Consider the following 17,782-nt stretch of genomic DNA (forward strand, 5'->3'; position numbering starts at 1 on the left):
TGAATAACAGCGTGGATAGGTGAGCCTTCAAGGCCCTGCTCTGAAATCCACGCTTGCAGTGTTTTTCCATCCTGCTCTGGCTCGTCCAGGGCAGACTTAGGCATTTTCTTCACTAACAGCTCGCCAGTTTCAACCGCGTTGTTCAGCATTGCTGTGCGGATAAGGCTGTTGCCACCGCAGGTTACGCCGCTGTAGTAATCCTGCAGCTTGAGGCGATAGTCAGACTGGACTTTACGCATTTTCTTACGCAGTTCGCCTTTGTCATCGGCCTGTACGATGGCACAGATGTTTGACAGTGCATCTTCGATGCTGGCATTGGCAGATCCTGCAAACAGGAAAGACATAGAAACAAGGGCGATAGAAGCTTTAGTGAACTTTTTCATGGGGTAATCCTCAACATGGTTTTTAATTTCGGCTGTCGCCGTTCAACGAGGAGCATTACACCGCAGAAACGTATGCGGAAAAATCCTTAAGGTGATACATAGGTATAGGGAGTGATAACTTTAGTGTGCATGTTTGGAGGGCTTAGATGCCCGCCAAAAGCGCTGCGGGCAAGACGATGAGGGGTGCCAACCAAGAGCTTGCGGGTACGACGCGGCATTTGAATCGGGTACGACGGGATGAAGTTGTTATGCCCGTCCCCCTATTGTCATGCCCGCGCAGGCGGGCATCTAATTGACTAAAGTAGCGAACGCCCCTGATTACCAGGCCGACACGCCGCCGTCGACGGCAATACACTGGCCATTCATATAGCTGTTTCCGGGAGATAGCATCAATAACATGGTATTGACAATTTCCTGCGGATCGCCGAGACGCTTCATTGGACAACCCTGAGCCAACTGGGCACGTGCCTCATCGGTGTTATAGCCATCAATATTGAGAATGTTGGTTGGGCTGTAGAAAGGGCAAATTGCGTTAACACGCACATTTTTACGTCCATATTCCACTGCAGCGGTTCTCGTCAGGCCAGCAACGGCGTGTTTGGCCGCGGCATACGCCGCACCTTTCGGTGCGCCACCAATACCGGCCATGGAACTGACATTAAGTATGTGACCACTGCCGTTAGCTAACATGGCGATGACCTGATATTTCATTCCAAAAAATACACCATTGACGTTTACATCGAATTGCGAATTCAACGTATCGCTATCGATCATGTGCAATGGGCCGGGTTGATGTGCAATGCCGGCGTTGTTTACTGCGATGGTCAATTTGCCAAAGCGCTCAGTGGCGGTATTGACGAGTTGCTCAGCCAGCTTTTCATCAGCAATGTTGCCAACCAGACTGGCGACTTCACCACCAACGTTATTGACTTCAGCGCACGTGGTAGTCAGCGCATCTTCGTTGATATCAGTCAGCACCAGTTTTGCACCGCGTTCGGCCAGTGACACAGCAAGCAGCTTTCCAAAGCCTGAACCTGCGCCTGTGATAAGTGCAACATCATTGGAAAAATCTAATAACGGATCCATAACCTTCTATCTCTCTTGTAGGGGATTGTTTTTCATAAACTTGATTAATACGTCTGATAGCTGTTCTGCACAGTCTTCCTGTAAAAAGTGACCGCCATTTACGATGGTGGTGTGAGCCTGTCCCTCACATCCAGGAATATTGGCCTGCATATATTTATCCCCACCGGCGGTGACCGGGTCGGAGTCTGAAAAGGCGGTGATAAAGGGTTTGTTGAATGCTCTGAGCTTTTGCCACGCCGCGCGGTTACTTAGCGTTTCCGGATCATCGGGTGACACCGGGACGAGTAGGGGAAACTTTCTAGCACCAGCTTTATAGGACTCATCGGGGAAGGGCGCGTTATAGGCATCATACACGGCCTGACTTAACGGCTTAGTTGTTGCCCCTTTAATGATGCCGGCGGCAGGAAATACGTCAACTTCCTGAGAAAAAGCTTTCCATTTAAAAAATGCCTCACTGGGTTTCATATCACCGGTCGGGAGCATGGTGTTGGCTGCCAGCACACGTGCGAACCATTCAGAGTGTTCTGCAACCAGCCTCAGACCTAAGAGTCCCCCCCAGTCTTGGCACACCAAAGTCATGTTGGTCAGGGATAACTGCTGAAGCCCGTCAGTCAACCACGCTAAATGGGTCGCGTAGGTGTAGTCGTCCTGGCTCGTTGGTTTATCCGAACGACCAAAACCAATCAAATCTGGCGCGATAACTCGATAGCCAGCGGCAACAACCAAAGGGATCATTTTACGGTATAAATAGCACCAAGATGGCTCTCCATGCAGCATCAGCACAACCTCACTATCACGAGGGCCTTCATCTATATAATGCATTCGCAGGGTGCCGCCTTGGCCATCGTTTACTTGTACATAATTCGGTGCAAAATCGTAATCAGGCAGGTTGTCAAACCGTTCATCTGGCGTGCGTAAGTAGTCCATATCAGCTTTCCGATATTGTTAATGGCTCGTAAAAAAACAGACCAGAAGGACGCTGTCAACGGTATTTTAATGCCCGATACGCTTGCCATTGGCGTACACGGCGCGATGTTAATAGGTTGTGGGTCAATATCACATCGAGTTATTAGTTACTATAAAATCAATAAATTTGGTTGATTAAGGTAGCTGTCCTAGACTGACACACCGTTATAGTCAGGTCTTACCACTAGGGGAAGTCACAATGAGTGAACAAAGCTCGTCGGTCGTATCCAGCCAACTACAGCAAAATGTCGCTGTCATCACAATGAGTAATGCGCCTGTTAATGCGCTATCTACGGCGGTAAGAAAAGGTCTTATCGAACACGTGTCACAAGCACTGGAAAATGACGCAGTAGACGCCATTGTTCTGACGTCATCATTAGCCCTATTTAGCGGCGGCGCAGATATCAGTGAATTTTCGAAAGGACTGGTTGAGCCGTCTTTACCTGCGGTACTCGACCTTATTGAAAACGCTAACAAGCCCGTTATCGCGGTGGTTAGCGGGCCGGCGTTTGGCGGCGGACTGGAACTGGCGCTTGCATCCCACTACCGGGTTACGTTTGCAGATAACAAGGTAGGCTTGCCCGAAGTAAATCTTGGCATTCTGCCTGGTGCAGGCGGCACGCAGCGTCTTCCGCGACTGGCAGGACCAGCGAAAGCGCTGGACATGATCGTCACCGGTAAGCCAGCGAAAGCCAAAACTTTACCTGGTGTTTTCGACGTCATTGTAGATAAGCCTGAAGAACTGCAGGCTACAGTGATGACGTTCGCTGGTGAACTGCTTGCCAAGGGTGAAGCGCCTAGAAAGACAAGCGAATTAGTGATCGACAAAGCGCAGGCTCCAGAACAACTTTTTGCCGAGTTCCGCAAGGGAATTGCCAAACAGGCGCGCGGGTTTTATGCCCCCGAGCGCTGCATCCAGTGCGTTGAGGCCGCTGTCAACTTACCGTTTGAACAAGGGTTGGCCAAAGAGGGTGAATTATTCATGGAGTGCATGAATACACCGCAGGCCAGAGCGCAGCAGCATTTCTTCTTTGCTGAGCGAGCCGCATCCCATGTCGCAGATTTCGATAAATCCACGCCGGTCAGAGACATCAAGAAAGTGGGTGTCATCGGTGCCGGTACCATGGGTGGCGGCATCGCGATGAACTTTGCCAACGCTGGCATTCCTGTCGTCATGCTTGAGATGAAGCAGGAAGCGCTGGATAAGGGGCTTGGGGTTATCCGCCGTAACTACGAGAATTCGGCTAAAAAAGGCAAGCTAACCAGCGAAGACGTTGAAGCACGCATGGCGTTGCTGAACGGTACAACGGAATATAACGACCTGGCTGATGTGGATCTGGTAATTGAAGCAGTATTCGAAAAGATGGACGTAAAACAGGCCGTTTTCACCAAGCTTGATGAAGTCTGTAAGCCTGGTGCGATTCTCGCAACGAATACGTCTACGCTAGATGTGAACGAGATTGCCGCTGTGACGTCACGTCCAGAGGATGTCATCGGTTTGCATTTCTTCTCTCCAGCCAACGTAATGAAGCTGCTGGAAGTGGTAAAAGCTGATAAAACCGCGCCAGATGTGATCAAAACAGCCATGCAGATGGCCAAGACGATCCGTAAGGTCGCGGTCCTGGTTGGCGTATGCTTTGGTTTCGTGGGTAACCGTATGATTGAAGCCTATTCACGGGAAGCCAACAGGTTGATGCTGGAAGGCGCTAAGCCGGAAGACATCGATAAGGTGATCTACGACTTCGGCTTCCCGATGGGGCCTTTCACTATGGGTGATATGGCTGGCCTGGATATCGGATATTTCGTACGTGAAGGTCGCCGCGAGTTTATCGCTCACGACCCTAGTTACTGCGTAGTCGCTGACCGTTTGGTTGAACAGGGCCGCGTCGGACTTAAGGTCGGTAAAGGTACATATCTTTACGAGCAGGGCAACCGCACGCCTATTCCTGACCCTGAAGTGATAGAGATTGCTAAACAGGAAGCACAAAAGCTCGGTATTGAGCAGCGCGAAATCAGCCAGCAAGAAATTGTTGAACGCATTTTGTATCCACTCATCAACGAAGGCGCGAAAATCCTTGATGAAGGCATTGCAGCCAAGTCCAGTGATATCGACGTGATCTACGTGTACGGATACGGCTTCCCTGTTTATCGCGGTGGCCCAATGCAATACGCCGATGAAATCGGGGTGAATAACGTGTATGAAGCCATGCTGAAGTATCGCGAGCAACTGGGCGACTATGGTAAGGCCTGGTTTGAACCAGCGCCATTGCTCGCCAAACTGGCCGAGCAAGGTAAATCTTTTAAACAATTTAAACGCGGAGAATAAGCATGACTGAAGCTGTCATCGTTTCCACAGCTCGCACGCCAATTGGACGAGCATATAAAGGCGCATTCAACGACTTAGAAGCACCGTCACTGGGCGGTCATGCTATCCGTGAAGCGGTCAAGCGAGCCGGTATCGAATCAGCACGCGTTGATGATGTCGTGATGGGCAGTGCTCTGACTCAGGGCAGCGGCGGTATGAACATTGGCCGTCTGGCTGGCCTGGCTGGTGACCTGCCGGTAACGGTCAGCGGTATGACGCTGGACCGTCAGTGCAGCTCTGGCATGTACGCCATCGCCACTGCCGCGAAATCAATTATGACCGGCGAAACCGACATTATGGTGGCCGGTGGTCTGGATTCTATTTCACTGGTTCAGAACAAAGCCATGAACACGCACCGCGCGGTTGATCCAGCATTGGTCGCTAAGCATAAAGACATCTATATGCCGATGTTGCAAACCGCTGAAGTGGTCGCCAAGCGCTACAACATCAGCCGCGATGCGCAGGACGAATACGGCTTACAAAGCCAACAGCGCACTGCTGCCGCTCAACAAGCGGGTAAGTTTGATGACGAAATCGTCCCGCTAACAGCAACCAAGGTAGTGGTAGACAAAGATAGCGGTGAAACGTCAAAAGTTGAGGTAACACTCAGCAAAGACGAAGGTAATCGCGCCGATACTACGCTGGAAGGGCTACAAAGCTTGAAACCTGTCATCGAAGGAGGCTGCATTACGGCAGGTAATGCTAGTCAGCTATCTGATGGCGCATCGGCGAGCGTGCTGATGAGTGATGCAACGGCATCGCAGTTGGGACTGACACCACTGGGTGCGTACCGCGGTATCGCCGTGGCGGGATGTGAGCCGGATGAAATGGGTATCGGGCCGGTATTTGCCATTCCGAAACTCCTCAAGCAGCACGGCCTGACCATGGATGATATTGGTTTGTGGGAGCTCAACGAAGCGTTTGCGGTCCAAGTTTTATACTGCCGCGACAAGCTTGGGATCCCGAATGAATTAATGAACGTAAATGGTGGTGCAATCTCTATTGGTCATCCTTACGGTATGAGTGGTGCGCGCATGGTAGGGCACGCGCTGATTGAAGGTAAACGACGCGGTGCGCGCTACGTGGTGTGCACAATGTGTATCGGTGGCGGCATGGGCGCTGCCGGCCTGTTTGAAGTCTATTAAAAGAGGCACATATGCAAGGTTACAAAGCTCCGCAGCGTGACGCGCTGTTTGTTATGAACGAGCTGCTAGGGTTTGAAAAACACTACGCAGACATGGGTTTCGAAGATGCCACACCTGATATGGTGCAGGCGATCTATGGCGAAGCTGCCAAATTTTCAGAAAATGTACTGGCACCAATTAACGCTGTCGGTGATGAAATCGGCTGTCAGTTTGAAGATGGTGTTGTGACCACCCCTCCAGGATTTAAAGAAGCTTATCAGCAGTATGTTGAGGGTGGCTGGGCATCAATGTCGCAGCCAGAAGAATACGGCGGTCAGGGGCTGCCTTATTCAATGGCAACGGTGATGGCAGAGTGGTTCTCTGGTGCCAACCACAGCTGGGCGATGTATCCGGGCTTGAGTGCCGGTTGTATGGCAACGCTGAAAGCACACGGTACCAAGGAACAGAAAGATATGTTCCTGCCTAAACTGATTGAGGGTAGCTGGACAGGGACTATGTGTCTGACAGAGCCACACTGTGGTTCGGATCTTGGCATGCTGAAATGTAAAGCTGAGCCAAACGACGACGGCACCTACAGCCTGACGGGTACCAAAATCTTTATCTCTGCCGGTGAGCATGACATGTCGGATAACATTATTCACATCGTGCTGGCCAGATTGCCTGATGCACCAGAGGGCACTAAAGGTATCTCCCTGTTTATCGTGCCTAAATTTAATCTCGATGAAAATGGCGAGCCGGGCGAGCGCAACAGCGTATTTTGCGGCTCTATTGAGCACAAAATGGGCATCAAAGCCAGTGCGACCTGTGTCATGAACTTTGACGGCGCCAAAGGAATTTTGATTGGCGAGCCAAACCGTGGCCTTGCCTGCATGTTTACCTTTATGAACATTGCACGTATCGGCACGGGCATCGAAGGTTTGTCAGCGTCAGAAGCGTCTTATCAGGGCGCACTTCGCTATGCGATGGACAGATTGCAGTTTAGATCGCTGACCGGCCGCAAAAACCCTGACGGTCCGGCTGATCCAATCATCGTACACCCGGATGTACGCCGCATGTTGCTGACCCAGAAAGCCATCGCTGAAGGTAATCGTGCTATGGCGGTGTACTGTATGCAGTTGGTAGACCAGACGCTGTACAGTGATGATGCCGAACAAAAGCAATTAGCTGACGCCAAGCTTTCATTACTGACACCAATTGTTAAGGCGTTCCTGACCGAAACGGCGCTGGAAACAACCAGCCATGGTATGCAGGTCTACGGCGGTCACGGCTATATCAAAGAGTGGGGCATGGAGCAGCTTGCTCGTGACACACGTATTTGTACGATGTATGAAGGTACAACCGGCATTCAGGCCATCGATCTGCTGGCACGTAAAGTGATGGGCTCGAAAGGTGAATTGCTCAAAGTATTTGCTCAGGAAGTGCAGGAATATTGCGCGAGCATTCGTGGTAACACGCAGTTCTCGGCCTGGACCAATGCAGTATCGTCACACGTTGACGAGTGGTTACAAATCACTAACGATATCGGTAAACGTGCCGCCAGCAATCCTGATGAGTTAGGTGCTGCTGCAGTAGATTATCTGATGTATGCAGGTTACGTGACAGTCGGTTACTTCTGGCTGAAGATGGCCGTTGTTGCGCAGCAAAAATTGGATGAAGGTACAACTGAGAAAGCCTTTTATGAGTCCAAGCTGCATACAGCACGATTCTATTTTGACCGCCTGATGACGCGCACGCGTTCATTAGTGTCAGCGATAGAATCTGGGGCAGATAACCTGATGGCGTTCGAAGACGCGCATTTTGGTGAAGTGTCCTAATCAATAAACAACAGGCCGCTCAACGCGGCCTTTTTTCTATGACCATTACATCTAATCACATAGCGTTATCAAGCTGCGAACTGCATTATCTTGAAGCGGGAGCAGATAACACGACAACTCTGGTCTTTCTGCACGGTTTCCCGGAATTTGCGGGTTGCTGGCATCGTCAGCTTGATTATTTTAAATCTCATTTTCGGGTCATCGCGCCTGATTTGCCCGGTTACAATCTGAGTCAAAAGCCAAAAGCAGAAGATTTTTATCAGGTACCCAATCTGATTTCGATTCTGGCTGAGTTTATTGACCGAGTGTCGCCATCGTCACCCGTAATATTAATTGCTCATGATTGGGGCGGGGCACTTGCCTGGCCGCTGACGGCGTTTTATCCGCAGTTAATCAGTCAGTTGGTGATCCTTAATGCGGCGCACCCCAGCACCTTTACCCGTGAAATGAAGAATAATCCGGAGCAGCGTCGTCGCAGTCGCTACATTCTCGACCTTATCGCTGACAATGCTGTCAATGAGTTGCAGAAGAACAATTTTGCGTTCCTGACAAACCTCTGTCTTGCTCATCGTACCTACCAACCTGAGGAGCATGAGAGACAGGTTTATATTGACGCCTGGTCCCAGATCGGGGCTGTTGAAGGTATGTTGCAATACTATAAAAATATGCCGCAGTTGGTTCTGGATGAGGACGAGGAAAAGCTAAATCAGCTGCGCATTCCCGACATACGCATTGATGTGCCCACCACGGTTATATGGGGTATGGAAGATAGGGCGTTCGTACCGGAGGTGCTGGATGGTCTTGACCGTTATGTAACTGATATCACTGTACGCAGATTGCAAGGTGCGACCCATTGGTTACATCATGAGTGCGCCGACCAGGTTAACGTACTGATAAATAGGGCGATAAGCAGGCAATAAAAAACGGCCCCCGAAGGAGCCGTTCCAAAACAAGGCTCTCACCCTGCTTACCATGTTGAACTTTTAGATACGGCTGCTCAACTCTACAGCGATGGGGTTATCAGCCAGACCCTGTTCAGCAATCCACGCTTGTAGCGTTTTGCCGTCCTTTTCAGGTGCGCTCAGGTCACTGGTTGGCATCTTCTTAACCATAAGCGTGCCAGTTTCAACTGCATTATTTAAAATCGCAGTGCGGATTAAAGACTGTCCGCCACAGGTTACGCCCGAGTAATAATCGTTGAGTTTCAGACGATAATCGGACTGAACCTTGCGCATCTTTTTGCGCAGCTCGCCTTTATCGTCGGCAGCAATAATTGAACAAATATTTTGTAAGGCATCATTGATATCTGCCTGTGCAGTACCAGTGAATACAAATGAAGCAGCGATAACAGCGGCGGAAGTTTTAACGATTTTCAACATGGTTAATTCCTCTCGGTGTTGGTTAAAGTTTCATCGTCGAGAAAAATTAAAGTCCACTTTAGTATGAAAAAAAATCTGTAAACCTATACTCAGGTATATTAAATAATACGCAAATGCTGCGGGGCGTCAGTGTGACGCCCGATGATTAATGTTGGTTAAAGGCCAGACAGACTTCGGCGATTTGGTCACGCATCCAGGCATGGGCCTGGTCGTGATCGGCGCTGACGTGCCAGTAGAGAAAGTACTCTACGTTGGGGATGTCAAACGGCATTTCATAAAGTGCCAGATCGTAGTGCTTAGCCAGATGGTAAGGTAAGCAGGCTATCAGATCTGTCTTTACAATAGAGCTGGGGACGGTCAGGTAATGTTGTCCACGCATCACTATGCGGCGGGTTTTGCCGATCTTATCCAATGCGAGGTCAATGGGTCCGTAACCAGACTTCTGATGTGACACGTTGATGTGTCCTAAACGCAAGAATGTTTCCAGGTCCAAACCATTTTTAAGCGCCGGGTGGTTTTTTCTCGCCATCACAACAAAACGGTCCTCAGCAATTTTCTGTTTACAAAGGTGAGGGTCGGTATAGGTCGATGTATCGGCGTAAAAATCCAATGAGCCCGCAGCCATTTCAGATACGACCTGACTGCGCGCAATTTCAAAATTGTTCAACGTGATATTGGGCGCTTTGTTCTGCAATTTTGCCATCAAACGTGGCATTACGCTCGCTTCTAATAGGTCTCGGGAGGCAAAGTTGTAAGACTTTTCGGCAATAGTAGGGTCGAACGTATGGCTTTCTTGAACGCTTTTACGCAACAAGGAGAGTGCCTGACGGGCTGGTACAATAATATTCTGTGCTACCGGCGTAGGCGTCATTTTATGTCCGGTTCTCACAAACAACGGGTCATTCAGCATGTCTCTGAGCCTGGCCAGAGAATTACTGACAGCGGGCTGGGTAATACACAATACATCCGCTGCCTTGGTTAGGCTGCCAGCGGTATAGATCGCGTCAAAGACGGCAAACAAATTAAGGTCAATTCTGTTTAAGTTCATTGCAGCTCCACGGAGTCACTCGCACTAAACCGATAGTTCTATGTTCATTCGAGATACAAAACTATCATGTAGGGTTATATATTTTGATTTTGTTTATTCATTATTCTAATAATATTGGGTGCGGTAATCTACACTGACAAGGCAATTTGGAGCAAAACGATGAAAAAAAATCTCCTTTCATTACAAACCGGTGAGTCATTTGAACCTACCGACTGGTACACGATTGAACAAAGTCAAATCAACGAGTTCGCTCAGGCAACGGGTGACCATCAATGGATTCATCTTGATAAAGCCCGTTGTGAAAAAGAATCACCGTTTAAAACAACCATTGCTCACGGATTTTTGTCTGTTTCATTGATGCCAATGATGTTTGCCAAGGTCGTCGACATTGATGAAAAGTCTTATGCCATGCTGAATTACGGTACAGATAAGATTCGATTTCTTGAGCCAGTCAGGAGTGGTGACCGCATCCGATTCAATTTTAAAGTCGCGTCGCGCAGCGAAAAAGCCATGGGAAGCCTGTTTGCCACGGAGGCGGAAGTTGAGATTGAAGGGCGGGATAAACCGGCGATGATCGGTACCTTTCTTATGTTGGTGATAAAGCAATAAAACCATCCTCTGGTCAGACCATCTAATATCTTAATGTTTACGTATAAGTAACATTGCATTTACAACTTGCGAAGTTATGCCTAACATCATGTAAGTGTCTGAATCAGGGACAGTTCGGCACGGTTTATATTTCAAACATAGAAAACAACATCATAATTCGCGTGAATGCACCTGTACCCTATACGTAGCAGCGGTGCTCATCGCAAATTTATGAAGTTACTATCGGGGACACATAATGAAATTGAGCACGCAAAAAACTGCGATAGCCGCCGTCGTGGCTGCGCAATTCACTTTTGCTCCTGGGCTCAGTGTTGCTCAGGAACAGCAAGCTGAAGAACAGGTAGAAAAAATACTGATTACCGGTAGTTTCGTTCGTCGCAGCGAAAACTACGAATCACCCTCACCATTGTCAGTGGTCGACAGCGTTGAAATCAGTTCTATCGGTGCAAAGAACATCGCTGACATTACACAAACTTTGACGATAAACACCGGTGCACAAAACAACCCGGATGCCTTTACACAGAATGCGACAGCAGGTACGTCGAATATTAACCTGCGCGGTTTAGGTGTCGCATCGACGTTGGTGTTGTTAAACAGCAAACGCCAGGTAGTAAACGCCCAGCAGACGAACGAGGGTCTTAATTTCGTCGATACCAGCTCACTTGTACCTATGATTGCAATCGATCGTATGGAAGTGATTAAAGACGGTGCATCAGCACTTTACGGTTCAGACGCAGTTGCCGGCGTAGTTAACTTCATCACCAAACGTGATTACGACGGTGCTCGTGTGACGCTGGAATATCAGGATGGCGCACATGGCAACAACAAAGAGTATATTTTACAAGGTTTGTGGGGCGCGACGGGTGACGACAGCAGCGTACTGGCAGCTATCAGCTATACCAACCGCTCTCCTTTATTTATCTCCGACCGCCGATTAAGCCGTCCGCAGGACGACACCAGTGCGTTGGGAAATCCAGGCGCATTTTTCCTGGGCGCTTTCCCATTTATAGACCCGACGGGCTGTGAAGAGAACGGTGGCTATCCTCAGCTTCTTGCACCTCCGGGCACTGTTCCTGGCTTAAATGTCGGTTTTTGTGGATTTGATTTCGGTCCGTACTACTCATATGTGCCTGATGAAACTCGCGTGAATGGCTATGTGAAAGCAGATTATCAAGTGACAGATGATATTGTCTGGACCAGTGAGTTTAGCTTTGCCCGTAACCGCGCTGAGCGTGGTGGTGCGCCAAGCTTCCCGATTTTAACCCTGCCAGTTGTACCTGCTTCGCATCCGAGTAACCCGTTTGGCACAGATGTCAGATTCTTCGGCCGCGCTGAAGGTAATGGATTTCCGGGAGACCCGGCCAACACTGAGTCGGATACTTTCCGCTTCAGCACCATGTTAAGTGGTGAAATGGACAATGGTTATTGGGAGATGAGTTATGTCAATGCGACCAATAACTTTATCTTCACGGCCATTGACGTGATGAGAACAGAGTTTGAGCTAGCACTTCAAGGCTTAGGGGGCGCTAATTGTAATCCAGCAACCGGCACGCCGGGTCAGGGACCTTGCCAATATTACAACCCGTTCGCTACATCCTATTCAGTACTGCCAAATTCACAGTACGTGATTGACTCGTTTACAGGTAAACAAGTTATCGATTCCAAGTCTGACCTTCAAGTACTTGAAGCCTTTGCTTCTATCGATGCGTTTGATATGGAAGGTGGTACCGCGGGTATTGCATTTGGTGCGCAGTACCGTGAAGAGCAGTTGAGTCAGGACTATGATGACCTGGCTAACCAGGACAGCTTTACCTTCCTGATTGGTAACCCTGACCTTAAAGGCGAACTTGACGTCTGGGCTGCATTTGTCGAAGCCGCTCTTCCAGTGTCAGACACGCTGGATATTCAGCTTGCACTGCGTCACGAGAGTTACGGTGGTTCAGTAGGTAGCACCACGGATCCGAAAGTGGCGTTTAACTGGCGTACCAGCGATGATTTCTCACTGCGTGGTTCATGGTCAACCTCGTTCAGAGCGCCCACTATCTTTACACGTGACGGTGGCTCTACGTCACTGCAGCAGCTAAGTGACCCGGTATTCGGTGGAGCAACAGCTTTTGCCGCAGTACGAACTGTGGGTAACCAAAATCTTAAGCCTGAAGAGTCCACTGCATACAACATCGGTTTCTCTTACGAGCCGGTCGATGGCATGTCGATCGAGGTTGACTACTGGAACTTTGAGTTTGAAGACCTGATCATTCAGGAAAACGCACAGGCGATCCTGTCAGCTGAGCCACAGAACCCAGCGCGCGTAATTCGTGCAGGTGATCCAATTAATGGTCCGGTACTGCAGATTAACAATACCTTTGTTAACGCCAGTTCGCTGGAGACCTCAGGTCTTGATTTGGTTACCAGCTACCGTATTGAAACGGAAGCAGGGACCTTTACACCGAGCCTGAATGCTACCTACATCACGGCTTACGACCTTAACGACCCGCAGGCGGGCAGCGTTGATGGAGCAGGGGTAAGAAACTTCCGTAACATCGGTGTTTCGGCACCAGAACTGCGTGCTAACTTGGGCCTGAGCTGGGCACAAGAGCACCACAGTGCGAACATCTTTGTACGCTACATCAGCGCTTATGACGATGATCAGAACTGTGCGGATGGGACGGCGTTCTCAGCAGCCTGTACGCAGGGCTTTAAAGAGATTGACAGCCATGTCACAGTGGATGCGCAGTACAACATCGACCTCGGTGGTATTTGGGATACCGACACTGCATATGTGCTGACCGTAGGCGGAATCAACCTGTTTGATGAAGATCCACCGCAGGTATTCACAAACAGTGGTTTTGACTCAAAAGTTCACGATCCTCGTGGTCGCCAAATCTATGCAAGATTGGCCGTTGAGTTCTAAGCTTACTTACTAACGACAAAATCCCCGGCTTGTCCGGGGATTTTTTTATCAGCGACATGCACTGTGAAATACAAAAAAGGAGATAATTCATGTCAACCCGCTACAGCGAACATCAGATTGCAGATGCACTATCAATGCTTAATGACTCATTATCGTCTGAACATATCTGGCAGGTGCTTGATGGCAAACTGCACAAAGCCTTTCATTTCGACAATTTTATGCATGCATTCGGCTGGATGACCGAAATCGCCATGCACGCTGAGAAAATGAACCATCACCCGGAGTGGTTCAATGTCTACAATCGGGTGGTTGTGGATCTAACCACCCATGATGCAAATGGTATTTCTGAGCTTGATTTCAAACTCGCCATGCAGATGGAAAAGTGTTTTCGTACCTAAAGCAATCACTATCGTACAAGTAATAGTCGATACGGTTGCAATTTGAGCATTCAGGAAAGTTTTTTATCATTACGGCTTGCGTAGCCGATCTTGCTATGTATAATACGCTCCACTTGATGAGGAGGCGGCAAAACAACGCTTCACATCAAAAACAATTTCAGACGCGGGATGGAGCAGTCTGGTAGCTCGTCGGGCTCATAACCCGAAGGTCGTAGGTTCAAATCCTGCTCCCGCAACCACATTTAAAGCCCTGTTTTTACAGGGCTTTTTTGTATATAAAATTCAATCCAAAAGCCCCAATTGTCTTCTGGGGCACCATTTTATTTTCCAAACCGATTTCTATATCGACTAAAACGCACGCGAGCTAATACCTAACAAAAGTAGGGTAATGGCACATTAACTACGTTTTAGTAATTTAATTTCTTCGCCGGTCAGTAAATGACAGTATTCTTTGAGCAGTACGCGGATGTAGTAACCACTGATGGTGTCTGCCTGTCGCAATCGTCTTACCGCGTCCAAGTGACAGCGAGCCTTGCAGGCAAAGCAGCTTGATGGGATCCCTTTGTGGGACAATAACTTGAGAAATTGGGCGCCGGACATACTTCTCACCTCCGTCTGTGACCCGTTTTAACATGCCTCTGACAGAAACGTATCTGCCAAAATCCTTTGGAACAAGAATACGTCCTGCAGTGGCCATTTATGCAAAGCATAAACTGAACCAAAACTTTTAAGTTTCTGTTTTTAAGATGCTTTTAAGAAAAACGTTATTTATTTGCTGTGGTAATTGGGACCAGAGTGTAAAAAAAGCTGACGATTAGTGAAGCGGTGCCTTGTCGTTGTGGTCACCTTTCTTCGACCAACCTCGTAGTAGACCACGCGCAGTGGACTGCGCGTCCCGGACTACGCGTCGTGGACTGCGCGTCCCGGACTACACCTATTATGGCTTGGGTGAATTTTTTACTATCGCCAGAAATACTAATAAGCCCATATTGACATATAGGTGAACTATCTAGTGTCAGCTAAACTTTGAACGTCGAGTTTTCAATTAAAACTGCTCCTCGTAAGAAGATACCTCAGCGTATACCTCGCTCGTGCCATCTTTTTTCAGCAGCAACACTTTGTAAGGCATAAACCTATCTCCCACTTCCATGCCTGGCGAGCCAAGTGGCATCGCCGGTACCGACAAGCCAATAGATCCGTCGTGCTCTTCATCCAAAAATCTTTTTATGAATTTAGCGGGTACGTGCCCCTCAAATACGTATCCCTCCGGCGATACAGCCGTATGGCATGAACGATAATTGGGCATAATGCCAAATTCGGTTTTAACGTTATCAAGATAAGGTAAATCTTCAAAGGTCGTGCTGATTTTTTGCTCATTTATGTGGTCAATCCAAAGCTTGCAACAGCCACATGTTGGCGTTTTATGTACATGCAAAGAGATATTTTTTATCTCTTTTGCGATTGTTAAGTGGTTAAGCGCTATAGAGGCTAGGGCAAATAACGCAAGATAAATACGTACGTTAGACATAGATTTCCAAACTGACTTCATAATTTATCTAAAACGTTAAGTTTTTAAGTTTGGATTTGCGTTGAATCTAACTATGCCTTTATTTAATCACAGTAGGTGATGTTAATTGACCGTTTCTGCATAAGCGGTGAATGTGCGCACTCCCTTGCGCATTATATGCAATACTATCACCAACTCCAAAACGTCTTGCTGATAGGTTTGATTTCACTGGTCTGTGGTGACAAATACCAGCTTTCATTGTCAGTTGACGGACTGAGCGCATAATCAAGAAATTGCTCGTATGCCTGACCAATATCAACGCCTTCCAGAGGGGGATACCAGTCATCAGGAAAAATCAGGGCATACGGAAAGCCATTTTCATCTTTAAAGTGTGTATCTGCCGCTGCGTTAGCCGATCCAGTCACTCTGGTGTCAAAACCAGATAAATGAATTTCATAGTTGGTTTGCTTGACATGCAGATATGGATCGAAGGGAGGGGCGGCGAACTCCGAGAGTAATACAGGGCTATCCAGATTTATCGAAAAGCTAAACTTTTTGCCGTATACCAGACTCTGGTTATCGAGTGTATTAGCAAACTGAGAGCCTTGAACTGCCATCATTTGCTTGGTGTCTTCCAATACCTTGAGATCAATTTCGCCAGTGATGGTTTCTTCTAGTGGATAACCCTCAACCTGCTCTGTTGAATTTTCCTTGAACAGATTTTTCAATGCGGTACCGCTAACGACGGTATTGGCTGGAATGTGTAAATACCAATCATGAGTAAATGCAGCCCCTCTGGCGATCATATACCCGGTGGCAACGATGGAGGTGACTTCATTCTGTTGTAATTGTTCATTGAATATTAAACCCAAGCCTACCCGATAGCCGACGACCAAATCGTTAAAATCATAATCGCCTTTGTTTGGATAGTTATCTTCATACGTCACCACATAATAGTTATTGTCGCTGGGGTAATACATCCATGCGTCTACGGTCTCAGTGACCTGACTCTGCGCAATCACAAGAGGGGCAAGCTCAACGCCTGCCTGCACAGTTTCTACAGGCTCTATATCCTGTGCACTGATAATGGCAATATCTTCCGGACCATTGCTGTAATCATAAAACGCTTCCGGATCACCGAGATTGACATCAGTATCCACCAATACCACTTCCAGAAAAGCGGATGTTACCCCCGATAAATTGGGCAGCGGTTCGGAGCAGTTTTGGTCATCCAGCCTCATACGCAAAATGGCTGAAAAGTCGCTACCATAAAGGTCGCTGGATGTGCTAGGTGTAATTAAATTCGAACCCGTTGCGCCGATAAGCGTTTGATATTGCTGGCGAGTACTTTGTGATGTGGTCGCAAGCAGACTGGCTGTATTTGTTGCGTAATGTGTACAGCGTACTTGTGTATCGCCGAAGTTAAATATAAGTTCAGCTGTACTGATAGCAACGCCCTGAGATTCGGAATTTTCAGTGCCGTTAGATGCCTCATTTACGTCCACAACGAACACCAGCATGTTACCGTGTTGTTCACGAAACCCCTGCAGCGTAAATCCGTCCAGATCGGTTAACGAATTGCTGTTTTGGTGCACGTCGAATAGGTCAATCATCCCATAACCTTGGTCGATTGAGTCTCGCAGCATGGTCGATTCCAATGCCGCCCAGCATGGCATGGCAAGTGTTAATCCACTCAGTAAAACACCGGTCATTGTCTTTTTCATAGTGATAACTCCCGCGTTATGGTGGTGTCGCTCGGATCGTTTGAAAAAATGTCGACATAAACGCGCGTAAGATGATTAGGAATATGTGTCTGGATAGGGAGTGCGGGTTTATAACGACCCAAGTAGAGGGTGTTGCCGCCATCTGTGTAGAGTTTTAGATAGATATTTTGACTCTCAAATTCTCCCGTTTGGTCTGATAGCGTCGCTAAAAATGCTGAGAACTGGGTAAATTCGGCGTTAGACGGTGCGCTATTATCACCCAATTTTTTACTATTCTGTTGCGGGGCGCTGGTTCCCGTACTAACGGAGGCTGAACCAGACGTCTGAGTGGAAACCGTTTCATTTGAGCTGTCACCACCGCCTCCACAACCTGCAATAAAAAGCGCGCTCAAAAGAATACTGAAAATTTTCATAGAAACCTCACTGCGTTTTCGTAGTAATGTTTCT

Annotated in this window: 16 protein-coding genes and 1 tRNA gene; 8 read left to right on the plus strand and 9 right to left on the minus strand. The window is 48.3% G+C overall.

The features are described from left to right. The 3 genes from G441_RS0115155 to G441_RS0115165 form a co-directional block, all read right to left on the minus strand. Nucleotides 1-383, minus strand: a 383-nt coding sequence (locus G441_RS0115155) for a DUF3718 domain-containing protein (protein ID WP_026377143.1), incomplete at its 3' end; no start/stop codon positions are given. 318 nt (nt 384-701) lie between these two features. Beyond that, a complete protein-coding gene (locus G441_RS0115160) occupies nt 702-1,469 on the minus strand; it encodes an SDR family NAD(P)-dependent oxidoreductase (RefSeq protein WP_026377144.1) in 768 nt (255 codons plus the stop codon). Between the two features lie 6 nt (nt 1,470-1,475). Further along, nucleotides 1,476-2,396 (minus strand): haloalkane dehalogenase, encoded by a 921-nt coding sequence (locus G441_RS0115165; RefSeq protein WP_026377145.1) that lies wholly within the window; start codon nt 2,394-2,396, stop codon nt 1,476-1,478. A 238-nt stretch (nt 2,397-2,634) separates the two neighbouring features. Between G441_RS0115165 and G441_RS0115175 the strand changes: the two genes are divergently transcribed. Genes G441_RS0115175 through G441_RS0115190 form a run of 4 tightly spaced genes read left to right on the plus strand, consistent with a single transcriptional unit; the run spans nt 2,635 to nt 8,679 of the window. Then, on the plus strand, nt 2,635-4,761 hold the full coding sequence (locus tag G441_RS0115175) for a 3-hydroxyacyl-CoA dehydrogenase NAD-binding domain-containing protein (protein ID WP_026377146.1): 2,127 nt from the start codon (nt 2,635-2,637) through the stop codon (nt 4,759-4,761). A gap of 2 nt (nt 4,762-4,763) precedes the next feature. Beyond that, nucleotides 4,764-5,945 carry an acetyl-CoA C-acyltransferase gene (locus G441_RS0115180; protein WP_026377147.1) on the plus strand — a complete coding sequence of 394 codons (1,182 nt, stop codon included), beginning with the start codon at nt 4,764-4,766 and terminating at the stop codon, nt 5,943-5,945. 11 nt (nt 5,946-5,956) lie between these two features. Then, a complete protein-coding gene (locus G441_RS0115185) occupies nt 5,957-7,759 on the plus strand; it encodes an acyl-CoA dehydrogenase C-terminal domain-containing protein (RefSeq protein WP_026377148.1) in 1,803 nt (600 codons plus the stop codon). 38 nt (nt 7,760-7,797) lie between these two features. Further along, complete coding sequence (locus G441_RS0115190) at nt 7,798-8,679, plus strand: alpha/beta fold hydrolase (RefSeq protein WP_026377149.1); 882 nt, start codon at nt 7,798-7,800, stop codon at nt 8,677-8,679. 63 nt (nt 8,680-8,742) lie between these two features. Here G441_RS0115190 and G441_RS0115195 read toward each other — a convergent pair whose 3' ends face one another. Both G441_RS0115195 and G441_RS0115200 read right to left on the minus strand, forming a co-directional pair. Further along, the gene (locus G441_RS0115195; RefSeq protein ID WP_026377150.1) at nt 8,743-9,138 is read right to left on the minus strand and encodes a DUF3718 domain-containing protein; all 396 of its coding nucleotides are present in this window, start codon (nt 9,136-9,138) and stop codon (nt 8,743-8,745) included. 145 nt (nt 9,139-9,283) lie between these two features. Then, nucleotides 9,284-10,186: a LysR family transcriptional regulator gene (locus tag G441_RS0115200; RefSeq protein WP_026377151.1), complete on the minus strand. Its 903-nt coding sequence runs from the start codon at nt 10,184-10,186 to the stop codon at nt 9,284-9,286. Between the two features lie 159 nt (nt 10,187-10,345). On the opposite strand from G441_RS0115200, the gene G441_RS0115205 reads away from it, so the two are divergent. The 4 genes from G441_RS0115205 (at nt 10,346) to G441_RS0115220 (ending at nt 14,343) form a co-directional block, all read left to right on the plus strand. Next, entirely contained in the window at nt 10,346-10,795 is a 450-nt protein-coding gene (locus G441_RS0115205) for a MaoC family dehydratase (RefSeq protein ID WP_026377152.1), read from the plus strand. Between the two features lie 235 nt (nt 10,796-11,030). Next, the gene (locus G441_RS0115210) at nt 11,031-13,706 is read left to right on the plus strand and encodes a TonB-dependent receptor plug domain-containing protein (protein ID WP_026377153.1); all 2,676 of its coding nucleotides are present in this window, start codon (nt 11,031-11,033) and stop codon (nt 13,704-13,706) included. 89 nt (nt 13,707-13,795) lie between these two features. Next, on the plus strand, nt 13,796-14,104 hold the full coding sequence (locus tag G441_RS0115215; RefSeq protein ID WP_026377154.1) for a 4a-hydroxytetrahydrobiopterin dehydratase: 309 nt from the start codon (nt 13,796-13,798) through the stop codon (nt 14,102-14,104). A gap of 162 nt (nt 14,105-14,266) precedes the next feature. Continuing rightward, a tRNA-Met gene (locus G441_RS0115220) sits at nt 14,267-14,343 on the plus strand. Nucleotides 14,344-14,500: 157 nt separating this feature from the next. Here the strand turns inward: G441_RS0115220 and G441_RS19715 are convergent. From G441_RS19715 to G441_RS0115235, 4 genes are all read right to left on the minus strand, one after another. Continuing rightward, nucleotides 14,501-14,704, minus strand: coding sequence for a hypothetical protein (locus G441_RS19715; protein ID WP_156896387.1), 204 nt, complete (start codon nt 14,702-14,704; stop codon nt 14,501-14,503). Nucleotides 14,705-15,149: 445 nt separating this feature from the next. Further along, nucleotides 15,150-15,632 carry a DUF411 domain-containing protein gene (locus G441_RS0115225; protein WP_026377155.1) on the minus strand — a complete coding sequence of 161 codons (483 nt, stop codon included), beginning with the start codon at nt 15,630-15,632 and terminating at the stop codon, nt 15,150-15,152. 167 nt (nt 15,633-15,799) lie between these two features. Beyond that, complete coding sequence (locus G441_RS0115230; protein WP_026377156.1) at nt 15,800-17,335, minus strand: LruC domain-containing protein; 1,536 nt, start codon at nt 17,333-17,335, stop codon at nt 15,800-15,802. After that, nucleotides 17,332-17,748, minus strand: coding sequence for a hypothetical protein (locus tag G441_RS0115235; RefSeq protein WP_026377157.1), 417 nt, complete (start codon nt 17,746-17,748; stop codon nt 17,332-17,334). The genes G441_RS0115230 and G441_RS0115235 overlap by 4 nt, the downstream gene beginning before the upstream one ends. Nucleotides 17,749-17,782 lie beyond the last annotated feature (34 nt).

Source organism: Aestuariibacter salexigens DSM 15300 (assembly GCF_000429145.1).
GTDB classification, from domain to species: Bacteria; Pseudomonadota; Gammaproteobacteria; order Enterobacterales; family Alteromonadaceae; genus Aestuariibacter; species Aestuariibacter salexigens.

Coding starts and splice junctions, on each gene's coding strand:
- G441_RS0115235 (WP_026377157.1), bottom strand. CDS start 17,748: ATGAAAATTTTCAGTATTCTTTTGAGCGCGCTTTTTATTGCAGGTTGT.
- G441_RS0115180 (WP_026377147.1), top strand. CDS start 4,764: ATGACTGAAGCTGTCATCGTTTCCACAGCTCGCACGCCAATTGGACGA.
- G441_RS0115165 (WP_026377145.1), bottom strand. CDS start 2,396: ATGGACTACTTACGCACGCCAGATGAACGGTTTGACAACCTGCCTGAT.
- G441_RS0115195 (WP_026377150.1), bottom strand. CDS start 9,138: ATGTTGAAAATCGTTAAAACTTCCGCCGCTGTTATCGCTGCTTCATTT.
- G441_RS19715 (WP_156896387.1), bottom strand. CDS start 14,704: ATGTCCGGCGCCCAATTTCTCAAGTTATTGTCCCACAAAGGGATCCCA.
- G441_RS0115215 (WP_026377154.1), top strand. CDS start 13,796: ATGTCAACCCGCTACAGCGAACATCAGATTGCAGATGCACTATCAATG.
- G441_RS0115210 (WP_026377153.1), top strand. CDS start 11,031: ATGAAATTGAGCACGCAAAAAACTGCGATAGCCGCCGTCGTGGCTGCG.
- G441_RS0115175 (WP_026377146.1), top strand. CDS start 2,635: ATGAGTGAACAAAGCTCGTCGGTCGTATCCAGCCAACTACAGCAAAAT.
- G441_RS0115230 (WP_026377156.1), bottom strand. CDS start 17,335: ATGAAAAAGACAATGACCGGTGTTTTACTGAGTGGATTAACACTTGCC.
- G441_RS0115225 (WP_026377155.1), bottom strand. CDS start 15,632: ATGTCTAACGTACGTATTTATCTTGCGTTATTTGCCCTAGCCTCTATA.
- G441_RS0115200 (WP_026377151.1), bottom strand. CDS start 10,186: ATGAACTTAAACAGAATTGACCTTAATTTGTTTGCCGTCTTTGACGCG.
- G441_RS0115190 (WP_026377149.1), top strand. CDS start 7,798: ATGACCATTACATCTAATCACATAGCGTTATCAAGCTGCGAACTGCAT.
- G441_RS0115205 (WP_026377152.1), top strand. CDS start 10,346: ATGAAAAAAAATCTCCTTTCATTACAAACCGGTGAGTCATTTGAACCT.
- G441_RS0115185 (WP_026377148.1), top strand. CDS start 5,957: ATGCAAGGTTACAAAGCTCCGCAGCGTGACGCGCTGTTTGTTATGAAC.
- G441_RS0115160 (WP_026377144.1), bottom strand. CDS start 1,469: ATGGATCCGTTATTAGATTTTTCCAATGATGTTGCACTTATCACAGGC.